The organism is Pedobacter psychrodurus (assembly GCF_032678585.1).
Taxonomy (GTDB): Bacteria; Bacteroidota; Bacteroidia; order Sphingobacteriales; family Sphingobacteriaceae; genus Pedobacter; species Pedobacter psychrodurus_A.
This window is the reverse complement of the sequence record NZ_JAVTSN010000010.1, coordinates 91977-106605: the sequence shown is the minus strand read 5'-3', so window position 1 is coordinate 106605 and position 14629 is coordinate 91977. Positions and strand designations below refer to the sequence as shown.

At 36.5% G+C, this 14629-nt stretch carries 13 protein-coding genes; all 13 read right to left on the bottom strand.

What is annotated here, in order from left to right; translation table 11 throughout:
* Positions 1-34 precede the first annotated feature (34 nt).
* A complete protein-coding gene (locus R2S57_RS08880; protein WP_316844690.1) occupies positions 35-766 on the bottom strand; it encodes a tyrosine-protein phosphatase in 732 nt (243 codons plus the stop codon).
* Positions 767-1824: 1058 nt separating this feature from the next.
* On the bottom strand, positions 1825-3537 hold the full coding sequence (locus tag R2S57_RS08875; RefSeq protein ID WP_316844689.1) for a capsule assembly Wzi family protein: 1713 nt from the start codon (positions 3535-3537) through the stop codon (positions 1825-1827).
* A gap of 105 nt (positions 3538-3642) precedes the next feature.
* Entirely contained in the window at positions 3643-4611 is a 969-nt protein-coding gene (locus R2S57_RS08870; protein ID WP_316844688.1) for a glycosyltransferase family 2 protein, read from the bottom strand.
* Between the two features lie 10 nt (positions 4612-4621).
* Positions 4622-5557, bottom strand: coding sequence for a glycosyltransferase family A protein (locus R2S57_RS08865; protein WP_316844687.1), 936 nt, complete (start codon positions 5555-5557; stop codon positions 4622-4624).
* Entirely contained in the window at positions 5550-6530 is a 981-nt protein-coding gene (locus R2S57_RS08860; RefSeq protein ID WP_316844686.1) for a glycosyltransferase, read from the bottom strand. The genes R2S57_RS08865 and R2S57_RS08860 overlap by 8 nt, the downstream gene beginning before the upstream one ends.
* The gene (locus R2S57_RS08855) at positions 6520-7326 is read right to left on the bottom strand and encodes a DUF5672 family protein (protein WP_316844685.1); all 807 of its coding nucleotides are present in this window, start codon (positions 7324-7326) and stop codon (positions 6520-6522) included. Before R2S57_RS08855 ends, R2S57_RS08860 begins: the two co-directional genes overlap by 11 nt.
* A 6-nt stretch (positions 7327-7332) precedes the next feature.
* Positions 7333-8778 carry a flippase gene (locus R2S57_RS08850; RefSeq protein ID WP_316844684.1) on the bottom strand — a complete coding sequence of 482 codons (1446 nt, stop codon included), beginning with the start codon at positions 8776-8778 and terminating at the stop codon, positions 7333-7335.
* Positions 8779-8781: 3 nt separating this feature from the next.
* Positions 8782-9018 (bottom strand): hypothetical protein, encoded by a 237-nt coding sequence (locus R2S57_RS08845; RefSeq protein WP_316844683.1) that lies wholly within the window; start codon positions 9016-9018, stop codon positions 8782-8784.
* Between the two features lie 27 nt (positions 9019-9045).
* Positions 9046-10032, bottom strand: a complete 987-nt coding sequence (locus R2S57_RS08840) for a UDP-GlcNAc--UDP-phosphate GlcNAc-1-phosphate transferase (RefSeq protein ID WP_316844682.1) — start codon at positions 10030-10032, stop codon at positions 9046-9048.
* Between the two features lie 508 nt (positions 10033-10540).
* Positions 10541-11449, bottom strand: coding sequence for an NAD-dependent epimerase/dehydratase family protein (locus R2S57_RS08835; RefSeq protein WP_316844681.1), 909 nt, complete (start codon positions 11447-11449; stop codon positions 10541-10543).
* On the bottom strand, positions 11442-12650 hold the full coding sequence (locus tag R2S57_RS08830; RefSeq protein WP_316844680.1) for a glycosyltransferase family 4 protein: 1209 nt from the start codon (positions 12648-12650) through the stop codon (positions 11442-11444). Before R2S57_RS08830 ends, R2S57_RS08835 begins: the two co-directional genes overlap by 8 nt.
* Before the next feature lie 3 nt (positions 12651-12653).
* Positions 12654-13508, bottom strand: coding sequence for an SDR family oxidoreductase (locus tag R2S57_RS08825; RefSeq protein ID WP_316844679.1), 855 nt, complete (start codon positions 13506-13508; stop codon positions 12654-12656).
* Complete coding sequence (gene wecB, locus R2S57_RS08820; protein WP_316844678.1) at positions 13505-14623, bottom strand: non-hydrolyzing UDP-N-acetylglucosamine 2-epimerase; 1119 nt, start codon at positions 14621-14623, stop codon at positions 13505-13507. The genes R2S57_RS08825 and wecB overlap by 4 nt, the downstream gene beginning before the upstream one ends.
* Between the last annotated feature and the right edge of the window lie 6 nt (positions 14624-14629).

Genomic DNA, 14629 nt, shown 5'->3' with positions numbered 1-14629 from the left:
TGTAGAATAATATGGTGGGTATATTTAAGGAAGCCTATCCAAAGATCTCTACGTTTCTAAAATTATAATTTCCTATTAAATCATAAAGCTCACCCTTTTTAACAGACTTTTCAAGTGCTGACATATGCCTTTCATGATGTAAATCCGTCCCTGCTAGATCATATAGCTTTAATCTAAGTAAATAATCGGCGGCTTGTTTGACTTGTGGCCCGTAATATCCAATCACTGAAAGTAAATTTAGTTGAAATAGACATCCCATATCTTTAAGCCGATGTAAACGTTGGTAATTTTTGTGGTAGAAGGTGTATCTTTCAGGGTGGGCTAAGATAACTATGTACCCTTTTATCTGTAGGTCAAATATAATCTGTTCTACATTGGGCGATTCGTTAAGATAAGACATTTCTATGAGAATGTATTTTTTTGGTAAACAAATATGCTCATCTTCACTTTCAAAGTTCTCATCAATCATATATTCTGCAGCAGCCTCAATTTCGACATTTATTTTAGCTGCCTTCAACGCGTCTTTGGCCGCCTCAAGTGCTTGTCTAATGCTATCTGATGTATTCGGATAAAGCTCTTTAAAAATGTGTGGTGTGCAGAAAAATTTACTTAGACCTAAGGCATTAAGTTTTGTAATTAGAGCTACCGTCTGGGCAACATCAGGCGCCCCATCATCTATCCCTGGCAAGAGATGAGAATGCATATCTAAACCAAGCCAACACAAATCTGTAACCTTAACTGGTTTTTTTTTAAATATCGAGAACATTAAGCAACGTTAACTTTCACAATCAATCCTTTTATTGACTACTAAAGTAGATATATTTTTTCTCATAGAGAACATTTAATGCAAAAATGAGTTTAAAGTTTATATTTTTTTTCCGCAAAGCCAATATGTTATGCAAAAAAAAATCGATTGCACGATACAAATCAACGAATTAACAATTTCATAATGAAAACGAAATGAACTTTTCACAATTTATCCTTACAAAAACATAAAATCGACCTAACATCGTTTTTTTATCAGGAAATTAATATTCTACATATTAATTAATCCCACTTTTAGACGAGATTATTTATACCTTGTTATCCCAATTCCAAAAGTTCTTATCTGTATAAACGATATCTTTTGCCGTATATTGATAATTGTGGGAACTAATGTAAGTCAATTGAGAATTTATGACTAAATTCTTATAACTCGAGTCAAATTTGCCCAAAAACAAACTCTATCCATTTCCTCCCTGGATCGGTAGTAATAGCGGCATAATATATAGCATCGTTATATACAAGCCTCTCGATTTGCAAACCGATTCTCTTCATGGCTTTACCCAGCTTACATCTAAAGATTGCGGGTTACTGCCCCGAAACAATTCCTGCGCCAAGACCTGCCCATACTTGTATAGCCGTCTTTCACCTGATTATGAACATACGAATGATTTTTAATCGAAATTACTAGTCAAACTAATCCGAATCAAGATGAGTTAATCGTACACCTTCGATCTAGTGCTTACCTAGTTAGCTCTTTTTTGCTTGGTAGTTGTTTGCTGTTTGATTAATTAGATCGATAGCTTTGATGAATACATTCCATTGCCTACTTACATCGTATAACTGATGGGTTATTTTCGCAGATTTAGCGATAAGTCCTTTAAGATCCCAATTCAGGCTGAAGATTCTGGTTTTCGCGGGCTTGACCATCTACCCCCAAAATTAATGCATCGATTCATCGCTTTTAAGCAATAACGTTTTGCACCGATTTTGATACTAGCATTTCGATAGGCTCAAGGTGATATTAACGGTGACTGATAAATAGGTGCTGATCGGAATTCCCTAGAAATTATAGAGTACACCTATTTTGATCTGTAAATTATTTACATCTTTCTTTTTCCACTCCCAATAATCAGGACCCGCCTCCCAATTATACTGATAGTTTAATGATCGAATATAGGTTAGTTGGGAATTGATTATAAATTTATCGAAATTCCATGCGAATTTGCCCCCAAACGCTAAATCGACCCAATGCCTGTTGATGTATTGTGGTTTTTCCCCAGATGCCTCTGCGTAACGGTACAATAAATCGTTATTATTAACCACTCTCTCTATTAACAAACCTATTTTTTTAAGGCCCTTTACCCAAGCCAAATCCAAAGATTGCATGTTACTTCCAGGGCCAATGCCTGCGCCAAGAACTTGCCCTCTATTCGTGTAACCGTCAAGTACCTGATAGTGTGTATACCACGTCTCGCTAGCTCTGGTTTCTCTGGTAGTGCTTTTTTGTAACTGGGTAAACTCCAAGCCTATTTGAATAAACTCATCTTCCTGAACTAATGGTACTAGTTTTCTAAAACCGGCCACATAGGCTCTGGTATGCTCAGGCTCGACAATCGCATCCCTTAAATCGTAAGCATGATCATTACGGCCGTATTGCAAATAAACTTCGGCTTTGCTTTCTGGTAACACATAACGTGCAGAAAAGGAGATATACTGGTCTTGTTTAGATTGATCTTCGGAATTGGTGCGATCGGGATTAACAAAATCTTCTTTAGGCAAGGCCTTAAATATGGGGAAATAATCTGCAAATCCCCTGCCCATATCTCTCCTATTTACTATAAACGATCTGTCTGCACCAAGGTATAAGCCTGGCACCCATTTCGGCTGATAGGTGACTGCAATCGCCGAAAGGTACCTCCAATCGTTAGCTTTGCGCACAAACCCCGTACCTGCCGGTGATGCTACGCCGGACTGTTCTAGTTTCCCTGCTATGATTTGTCCTTCAAAATCACCGATATAGGTTTGAATGGGTCTGGATGTATTTAAACTAAAATGCTTAAAACCAGATGCATTATTAGTCATTAGTAAGGAATTCCTAACGCCTGGTCCCCACCATAGGTTTTCATTGGACAGGCTCAGCGCCACTTGCCCTACACTTACTCCTATACTGCTTTGACCCCAGCTTAGCTTGCTATATTTCTCGTCGCCAAATCGGTCTGGCAAATCGATTCTGTTATAATACAGGGAAACTACATTTTTAAAAACGGATCCATTTGCATCGCTTAATTTTTGGAAGTTGCTATTCTCTGCAAAGACGTACTCCGGCCTTAATTGAATAAACAAAGGACCAATTTTGGCGAATACACCTGCAGACACCTGGGTTTGATATCCTTTAGCTTGCACCATAGATCCATCATTTATCCCATATGGGTGGTGCGTATTCAGTTGCTGTTGCACTACTGCAGGCAATAAGTAAAATGCGATCTTACCTTCATTTGCTATATAAAGTTCTTTCCTAAACTGGGTAATATAGAGTAATTCGCCATTTTTCTGCTGACCCAAAGCAAGGTTATTGGTAGCTGAAATATGCATAGGTCTGATCATGTAGGAGGCATTGGAACTATCAAGTCCCAGCAATTGTTGTCTTCTATATGCATCCTCAACATTCTCTAACAACCCTACAGGGATAGTTTGGGCGTAACTTGGAACCGCGAATAAACAGATGAATGATACAATACTTAAACCGAGAATTCTGATTTTTGAATGATGCATATTTTTTTAAGAAATGTAGCCGAAGTTAGTCAATTTAGGCCATGTTTGAGAATAGTGTAATTAATTTTAATGTTTTGCAAAAAAATAAATCTATAAGACAAAGTTTTAAACTTGATTTAAAGCCATTTTAATTTTCTTACGCAGGCGAAGGAGTAGGTAATACTGCGCAACTGTTGACAACAATCCTACCTTTTTAAAATGATGACGTAGCATAAAGCTAATTAATATGCGGTTGCTTTGCTTCATTGCAGTTAAAAACCCCGAGATAATCGGTAGGCTGGTTTTGTTGAAATGCGGTTTGTAGGTTTCGAAGAAAACATCCATCATTTGATATTGCTTTGTGAGTGCAGGTAATTGAGTTGTAGTGTACAAGTATCTTTTAAAACGAGAGCCCATCGAGCGGCTGTCTAGGTTGGTACTGAAATTTTTACTATGCTGGCGATAGGCCAATAATTTCTGGGGTAATAATATTGCTTTGCCGAACGAGCAAGCTACCAGAGCTATCCAATAATCATGATAGACTGCATTGCTGGGAATGATATTGATTTGATTGATTAATGCCTTGTTGAGCATCATGGTACAACCATAGGCATAGTTGCCAAACAGCAACACAGGTAGCTTTAAGGTTGCAGGCATGCTCAACTCCTCATTAATTTCGATACCCATCTCATCAACAAACTGAAATTTTGTGTATACTAATATCGGAAAGCCTTCCAATTCAGCTTGTTCCAGTAGCTGCATGTAGGCAAGGCTTGCCTCTACTTTATTTGCGCACCAAATATCATCCTGGTCGGCAAACATCATATAATCTATCCCCCTTACACCAATATAGTTAAACAACGTGCCAAAATTAAGCACTGGCGATCCATGTCCCCCTTCTAATTCCAATATCTTAATACGGGAATCTTTAGCAGCGTATTTTTCTAAAAGGTTGCGTGTTTGGTCAGTTGATTGGTCATCGCGGATATATAGTTCCCAATTCGTATACGTTTGAGAAATTATGCTCTCCAGCTGTTCGCTTAAAAATGCTGAACCATTGTAAGTGGCCATCAAAATTGTAATTGTAGTTTTCATTATGCCTGTCTCATTTTTTATACAGTCTGACCATCATTTTGAAGCAGCCTTTGCAAAGCAAACGAAAGTTTTGCAGAGGATGACGAATAAAATGTTTCATTATATACCTCATTCCAATATGTAGTTCAAGTGAACGGATATGATGCAAAGCCAATAGGTCTGCATTGTTTTTTTTGAGTTGCCCAACACCATGTCCATTAGGCTGACTAACAAGTTTAGCTTCCATCTTGTTCCTTACCGCTACTTCGGAAAGGGACATTCGCCGGTGGTTGTTCATCAGACTTTTATTGTGGACTCTAACTCTTGTGAAGGAAGTTTCCACATGGTCAAAAACAAATTCCGGATTTAATAATGCGATATCAAACCAAAAAAGCCAGTCTTCATTACTATCCAGGCCGGGATCAAATTCTCCGGCTTTTTTAACAAGGGCAGCATGTACAAGGGCACTGCTTACGGGAAAAATATTGTTTTTTATCAGGCGGTTTAAAAGCTTGAACCCCGACAGGGTCTCCTTTGCAAGATACCCTTGCGGATATTTCTCTACCGAAACGGAACGTCCATCTTCCTCTTTAAAAAAAGAGGATTGGGAGAAGACAAGCGCACAATCCTTCATTTGCAGTAAGCGAAGCTGGAGAGCAAATTTATCTCTAGAGAGCAGATCATCTGCATCTAAAAATTGAATGTAAATCCCTCGGGCCTTTTTTATACCTACATTTCGGCTGGCAGAAGGCCCTGAATTTGATTGATAAACATATTGAAAGTTTTGCTCGGGATGTTGTTTGATATAATCCTGCACCACTTCCTCCGTATGATCAGTTGAGCCATCATCTACAATAATACACTCCCAGTTTGGATAGGTTTGCGCGGATATGCTTTCCAGGGTTTCTGTAATCAGGTGACCATAGTTATAAGCGGGTACGATAACTGAGATCAGGGGATTATTCATGAACTTCCTCTATTTTTTGTTTCATAATTGCCCAACGATGGATCCATTGATGCTTAAGCAGTACTTCCTGATAGTTCCGCTCAATAAGCGAAAGATATGATTCATAATTATCGAGAATTGACAAGAGTTGTTGGGCCGCGTTTTTCATGTCGATTTCTATAATTGCATCATAATCGAACAACTCCCGCATATCAAAAGGCGTTACTCCGACAATCAGGCACTTGGAAGCCATGGCTTGAAGGTATCTTAAGGTCATTGTAGATATATACTCCGCGCGTTCAGGATGAGTGATATCAGATGGGACGCAGATCACAATTTTTGTTTGCGCCAGGGCTTGTACAAAGGAGGGCTTATCTGGATATAACATTGGCAGATTTTGCTTTCGGTACTGGTGGTTTTTTCCAGCCTGAGTGAGTGGCATCTGAATTAAATCGTGGTACTCTTGATACATCCGCCCAAACTCCAGCACGTCAATCGTTTTATTTGCATAGGATTCAAAGTGGTATTCGGAAGCATTGAGTGCTTCGGGTAGCCACATACTCTTACAGGTACTTTGGGGATCTTTTTTCAGGTGGTCTTGCAAGACTTGTTTGGAGGAGAAAAATACATATCTGATGTTAAAAAAATTGAGCAAAGGGAATATCCAGGATTGAAACCTTGGCCAAGCATCGTGCATGTAAATATAATTTTGACGGGTAAAAAAGACGTAAGGTAGCATGAGCCTAAAATCGCCACTGATCATGGCCGAGAAATTAACTTGCTCCCGGTGCTCTAAATTGATACGGAAATGGAACAGGAAAGGCATAGCACTGAGTGCGCGTACAAGATACGACTTCAGCCGGCCATATCTGACCACTTGCCGACTCACCTCGAATGCAGGATCCTGCTCAATGACATGGTAAAGTTCCTGAATGCCATCCAGAAAGAAATCTGCTTCTTTGGCCTGCAGGAGCCGCATTTTTTTACAATTCATATCCATAGGCGTTAATGTGATTTTTCCAGAAGTTCAGGTCATATCTCCACCAGGCATGACAGCCAAAAGGAACCCTGTTTCCGTTCATTTGATATAAGCCTCTAGGATTAACTTCAAAGCTAAATGGGATAGCTGCTGAAGCCGGTGGCACCCTGAAGTTTTTAAAAGCTTCAGGGATCAATACCGACCAAAAAATATCTTCATTGACCACTGGCTGAAATGGATAAAAAGAAAAATTATATATAAAATTATACTTTATATCTCTCCACAAATTGATATAAAACGGTTTTTGGTTAGAATAAAAAGGATGTTCGAAACCCATTTTCTTAAACTGCTTCACAGCATTATAGCAATTTGAAATTTTCCGAAGACTGAAACCTCCATTTCCCTGGCCCGAGATAGCAAAAGTTCCGTCACTATTTTTTTTAATAAAAGGTGCGCCAATATAATCATAACCACAATTACACCAGTATGCTAATTCATTCTTAAACACAAATGCATCTAATTGATAGATAAGCATAAATTCGTAATCCAAAAATGCTTTATAAAAACCTGGTTTTTTCATTAGCCGATTATAGCCGGTTGTACTGAAAAAAAATCGGTTGTCAAATATTTTATACTGTGCTTTTTTCTCTTTGATAAATTGGTTATCAGCAATTGTTGCTGACAGCCGGGCTGGAATAACAAAATAAATATCATACTCGCCCAGCACATTAAAACACTGCTGAAGCGAAATCAACTCAAATGCACTGAGGACTTCCTTGTAAATTGGAATAACAATACATACTTGCTTCATTTTATTTTATTTCATTAAAAATCTTAATCCAGGGTAGGTCGACAACACTTCAATCACATCCTTGTTTCTCCAGATGAACAACTGTACCAGCAAATAGGCTATTGCAGAAAGACCAACCGTAAAGGTAAGTACTAATATGGGCATTATCGTGATTTGCAAAATAAGGTATCTGATCAAAAAAAACGTTAGGCTAGCCAGAACACTCTTTAGAAAAACCTGTACAGGTAATACGACCGAAAAATGTTTTCTGACATAAACATACAATACCAATGTAACTGAAAATTCGGCAAAGAGTGAGCTAATCGCAGCGCCTAATTGCAAAAACCTGGGAATAAGCATAAAATTTACGGAGAGACTAATTATTACCCCCACTATAGAGGCATACAAAATTTTTTTTTCCTGCATTAGTGGTAACAGAATTTGGTTGCTTAACACTTGAGCCAGACCTATTACCACAATAAGAAAGGACAAAACCCTTAAGGAATTTACACCAGGCAAAAACGCCTGCCCGGCAAATACGCTAATGATTTCGTTTGCTAAGCAAAAAATACCGATGGCAATCGGTACACTAAAGAAACAGACAAAGCGTAGCGACTTGTTTAATAGACTAGCGGCTGCTACATTATCCTCTTGATTGAACAAGAAAGTAAGACGGGGTAGCAAAACAAGAGAAACCGCTCCTAATACCGAAAGTGAAATTTTTGCGACCCGCATGGAAGCTGCATAATAGCCCACAGCAGTATCATTGGTTAAAAAGCTTAAAATAACCGTATCAAACACCAAATATATGGTGGTAACTAAAGCACTTGCCAATAGAAGAAACAGTGGCTTAAGGTGTTTCCTGATGGTTAGATTTTTAAAAGAAATATGGATCTTTTTGCGGATGTAATACATATTAAATGCGGCTGAAGCGAGCATAGCAATTAGGTTCAAACCATAATAAATGCTACTATCTTCTGGGCTCTTTACAAGTATAAATAATAAAGGAACGGTACATGATCTAATGATAACGGTTCTGATGGTGATATACTTAAATTCTTCCAAACCTTGAAAAAACCATTCTGCAATAAAAACATTTCCTAATACAATAGCCATCCCTATCTGGTATAGCACAAAATTTGAATAAAGTTTATCGATAGAAATTGTTAGAAGAAAAAATAGGATAATTGCAACTATAGCAGTAACCAAATGAATGAAAAGAAGTGATGAAAAGGTTTGCCCAAGAAGTTGACGGTTATGCTTAACCTTTGCCACCTCACGTAAACCATAAAGTGGAATACCAAGACCTGAAAATATTAGAAAATATAAGGTAAAATTATCTGCCAGACTGACTGCTCCCAGCGCTTTTGGGCCTAAAATTCTAGAGGCATAAGGAAAAGTAATTAAAGGGAAAGCAAATTGGGTAAGCGACAATAGCACATTATATCCAGCATTTTTTCTTAAGACAGCCATCCCTCAGTTTTTTAAAAAATAAAGCTCCACCATTTTAAATAAGTATTTTGCATAAACCAATGGCGTAATGGTGAAAAGACCATTGCCTTGACAAGAGATGAGAATTTCCTTGTTCTGTTTAATGATACTTGCTAATCCGGATATGCTTATACCACCTAAACGCATTTTTACTGCTAATATAGCTAACATTAAATAAATATCAATGGCGACAAGATAATCAGCTTCACAAATTGCCGCCAACGCGCTACGCTATAGTGAAAATAAAATTTAAGCTTTGGAAGGTTGCTTCTCTCTGAGAAGCAACCTTCTTTTTCCTTCTAATGTAAACCGTAAGGCGACAAATAACAAACCTAGCAATACGACTCCAATTATTGTCCAGGTCAGGCTTGGTTCTAGTATAATGAGTAGGGCATTAAAAATAGATTGAGAAATAGCATAACCTAATGCTACCATAGGATGGGGGATACGCTTTTCATTAGCTAGAAATTGATAAAAGTGACTTCTATGTGCTTTGAAAATATTTTCTCTACGAACTAAACGAAAAACAATGGTAGAAATGGCATCTAACCCATATAAAAGTAATAGTAGTAAATAGGTCACCTTGCCAGAGGCGACTATCAAACTTACCATAAAAAAGATAATGATAAAAGCAATTCCTACGCTACCAACATCCCCGGCAAAGCTTTTTGCTTTGGTACGGAGATTAAAAAACATAAATACAGTTACCGCTAATATAGCTGTAATGAGTAGGTCCTTTGACACGAAATCTGGTGTAACATTGGTATCCAGATAATACAATGTGAGCAAAGTAACAAAAGAATAAATACCAGTAAGTCCATTTATACCGTCCATAAAATTTATGGCATTAATGATCCCAATCGCCATGACAAAAGCGACAGGTACGATATAAATAGGCAATTTAAATAATCCAACCTGATAGAATAATAGAGATACCGCCAGAAAATGACAAATAATTCTAAACCTGTTACTAATTGGTTTGATGTCATCTGCAAAACTAATACTACTGATGATGACCAAACCCAGCACAAAAAAAGGATAGCTAAAGTCAGAAATGAAGCAATGCAACAGTACGGCGATGGTAAAAATGATCCCTCCGCCACGGATGGTGATCTTACTGTGCGAACTTCTAAAATTGGGCTTATCAATAATGTTATAGCGATCTGCTATTCTAAAATAGAATAGTTCGATTAGAAAAAATAACGCTAAAAATATGGCACTTGAGGTAATGTTCATTTGATAAGTAAATATTTACAGTATAGTTTTAAGGCGTCAAGAACAGACGTTGGATTCCATCGAGACAATCTTCTTTCTTTCAAATCATTAAAGGTTAAAGTTAACTTCTAAAACTTATAGTCATTAATTGGTGAGATAAAACTCAAATTCTTTGCAGAGATATGAGGCCCTTGCTACACCAGTTCGGAATGCTTAAGGGCCTGGGTTTATTTAGATGCTTTGGTATTAAAGTTGCTAATTCCTGGAAAGAGCGGTGGCAGCCATAAGTTAAATTAAATGTTCCTGTCATTCCTATTGTCGGGGGAATTAGCTTAGCCATGTCTTCTGTTATGACAATGCTTTTAAGAACAGCAACCTTAAAACCAAATGCATCCAGATGTTTCCGAACGTAGGTGCCCAGGTAACCATTTCCACCGGTTAGTAAGTAAGTATTAGATACCGTTTCTGTTGAATTATTTACCGCCATTTGATTAAGTTAGTTAACTTTCCAGTTTTTTGCGTTGTTTTGTTACTGTTTTGAATGTGCAAATGAATTGGCGGTCTTAATCAGTCCATCCTTAGCACTTAGAGGAAGTGTAATACCTAGAGTTTGTCTTATTTTAGTATTGCTTACCACATAGTTCTCCGTAAGCTTATGCAATCGCTCGGAATTAAGTGGAAGTTTTATTTTATCCCCAATCTTCGCTATAAACCTTATAAATGATGAAGAAATCTTCCATAGCCTTGCTTTTGTTCCTATTGATTTGGAGAGAATTTCGACAACTTCATTGGTCGATAATGGTTTGTCATCTGAAACATTATAAATCCCTGATGGAATATCTTTTTCCAGTAAGGATTTGATTACAAAACACAAATTTTCAACACTCAAAAAAGATCTTTCATTTTCAAATGCTGCTAATGGATAGGGTATACCTCTTTGCACAAATTTATATAACAAGTTTAGATTTCCTTTATTACCTGGCCCGTGAATCATACAAGGACGTAAAATATAATAAGATTTACCATCGGGTAAGGCTTTGCTTTGTATGTATTGTTCGGCCATTAGCTTTGACTTACCATAATGTGTTTTAGGGTTCGGCATTATATCTTCCACTAAAATACCATCAACCCCGTCAGCTGCGGCTTTTACAGAACTGATAAAAATAAATTTTTTAGCCTCAGACAATAAAAAAGCATCATAAAGCTTTTTCGTTAGCTCAAAATTTACCTGATAATATTCATCGGGATTAGAAGTTTTTTTGAGATCGTGTGCTTTTCCTGCCAGATGGACAACCACTTCATCATCCTGAGCAAAAGAAATTACTGATAAAAGTTCTTCCCGACTTACAGCCGTCGTATTGATGCTGTAGTGCTTTAAGTATGAAACCAGGTTATTACCTACAAATCCAGAAGTACCAGTTATCTTAACTTTATTCATTAGTAAAAATTTTTTCCAATTTATTTAACAGTAATTCACGTTCGAAATTAACATCAAAATAAGCTCTAGAATTTTCTCCCATTTTGTGTAATGCATCAGGAGACATACCCGCCATTTCTATTGCCTTATTTGCTAACAATTGAGGATTTTGAGCATCACTAACTAAACCTGCTTTAGCCTCTATAAGTATTCTTCCACCCTCACCATCCAGTGAGGCAAGAATAGGTTTACCACAGGCCAAATAAGATTGAATTTTTGAAGGTATTGTTAAACTGAAAATATAATCTTTTTTTAGGCTAACCAGTAAGCAATCCGCGCAGGAAAAATAATTTGGCATTTGCTCAACTGGAAACGAGCCCAGCAGATAAAGCTGATTTTCTAAGTTTAACTCTTTAATTTTTTCTTCTACAAACTCCTTTTTTCTTCCATCCCCTAGAATGATCCATTTTATGTTTGGATTTATCTTCGCAACAATTTTTGCACTCTCAATGATGGTTTCAAAATCTTGTGACTCACCAATATTGCCAGCAAACATAATCTTAAATCCAATTGGAAGGCTTTTTAGAATGTTATGATCAGGTTCAATAACTTTAAAAAAATTTTCAACAGAATTAGGATAATAGATAATTTTACTATCTGCCACTTGTTGCTCAAGCAAAATCTCTCTAAATGCTTCTGACTGGATAAGAACTTTGTCGCTTTTTTTGTAAATCCATCTGGTTAGTTTTTCCAGTAACTTTATTATTAATGTGTTATTTATTCCTCCAGCAGCGGTTACACTTTGCGGCCATAAATCCTGAACCCAGAAAAAAATGGGGGTGTTCTTTCTGATTTTATATGCAATTGCAGGTAATCCTACGGTAATCGGAGAGGGTTCATAAACTAATATCTTATCAAAATCACCTTTGAGAAAAATAGCCTTAAAAGAACTAAATAATGCAAAAGAAAAATAATTAATCATTAATCTAAAACCACCTGCTGCTCCTCGCGGAATAACTTTGCTGCGATGAATTTTTATTCCTTCCCATATTTCTTCTTTTTTTGAAAAAAAAGAATAGCCTTTATAAAAATTTCCATTAGGATAATTTGGTTTACCAGTTAAAATCTCCACACTATACCCCCTTTGAGCTAGTCCTAAAGCAATATCATTTATCCTGAAATTCTCTGGCCAAAAATATTGGGTAACAATCAGAATTTTCATCAATTAATAGAAATTATAAAGAGCATGTTTCTCATCAATCCAGACTTTCATTTCATGTAACATCTGTCTATATGATGGCACAGTATAACTAAATGAATTATTGGTTTTTATCAATGATTTATCTACTCTGTAGTCATCATAAGGCTCAACTTCAATATCAGTTTTATCGAATATTTCCTTAAAAAGATTTACTAAATTATATTTACTGATTTTCTCATTATTAACTACATGATGTAAACCTGTAATTCCTTCACTGATTGCAGCGACAATCACCTTTGCCAGTTCAACCGTGGTTATTCCAGTCCAATAAGCATTTGTATAACCTTTAATTTTACCCTGCTGATTCATAAACCAATGAAAAAGACCAATACCATTCTCTTTCAGTTCAGGTCCTATTATAGAGGTACGAATAGTTAAGTTATTCGCATAGGTAACTTCCCCTAAAGCTTTTGTTTCGGCATAAAAACCTTTCCCATCTTTAAAACTATCTTCTGTGTAACCACCTTTTTTACCATCAAAGACACAATCTGTACTAATATGAATTAATCGGAAGTTAAGCGCCTTACCATTTTTCGCTAAAAAATGAGGAAAATAGCTATTTAATAAAATAGATTTCTCTGGATTATCTTCAGCATCCCTGTTTAAAATACCAATGCAATTGATTACATAATCTGGCATTTCCTTTTTTAACACATCTGTCAAAGATGCCAAATTAGTAACGTCGATCTGATGTGTTGGCAAATGGCCATCACTCCCTCTTGCAATATCTACCACAGTAAAATCAGTATTTTCTTTGAAGTGATTATAGATGACGTGACCTGCCATCCCTTTTGAGCCTATTATTAATACTTTTTTCATTTATTCCAGGTTACGCGATTCACAATTGAGGTATAACTTTGTATAGCTTTGATTACTCTATTTGAAGTGTTTTCAACATTATATTCCCAAGGTAATTCATCTCCACTGCCCTGAGTTCCTTTAACCACTTCTATAGCTTGCAAGATTTGATCTTTACTTATGCTACCTAAAACTATCGATCCGGCATCAATAGCTTCTGGTCTTTCTGTACTCGTTCTAATACTTATCGCCGGGAAATTCATCATTGCAGATTCTTCACTAATTGTTCCACTATCCGATAAAACAATATATGACATCTGTTGTAAATGAACATAGTCAAAAAAACCTAAAGGCTGCACATTTTGAATAAGAGGATGAAACTTTATTTTTTTTTCTTTTATACGCTTTTGTGTTCTGGGATGAGTAGAAAATATTATTGGCATTTGATACTTCTCTGCAACGGCATTTAAACTTTCAGAAAGAATATCAAAATGATCTTTTAAATCAATGTTCTCTTCACGATGGGCACTTACAACAATATAATTCCCACTTTGTAATTTAAGTTTTTCAACAACTTTTGAATTTTCAATCTGTAATGCATATTTATTAAGCACTTCCTTAAGAGGTGATCCTGTTACAAATACGTGATCTTTTCTAAATCCCTCACTTAATAAGTATCTTCTGCTATGTTCTGTATAGCACAAATTAATATCACTGATGTGATCTGAAATTTTTCTATTAATTTCTTCCGGCACATTTTGATCAAAACATCTATTACCTGCCTCCATGTGAAAAATTGGGATTTTCAATCGTTTTGCAGCGATGGTAGATAATACGCTATTTGTATCACCAAGAACAAGTAATGCATCTGGCATTTCATCCTGCAATACCTCATAAGATCTGGCAATAACATTCCCTATAGTTTCACCCAAATTTTTACCAGCAACACTTAGAAAATAATCTGGTTTTCTAAGCTCAAGATCCTCAAAGAATATCTCATTTAATTCATAATCATAATTTTGACCTGTGTGAATTAGTATATGCTCGAAAAACTGATCGCATTTTTTTATACATTCGGCCAGCCGTATAATTTCTGGTCTAGTGCCTACAATTGTGGCTACTTTTAATTTCTTCATATCTGA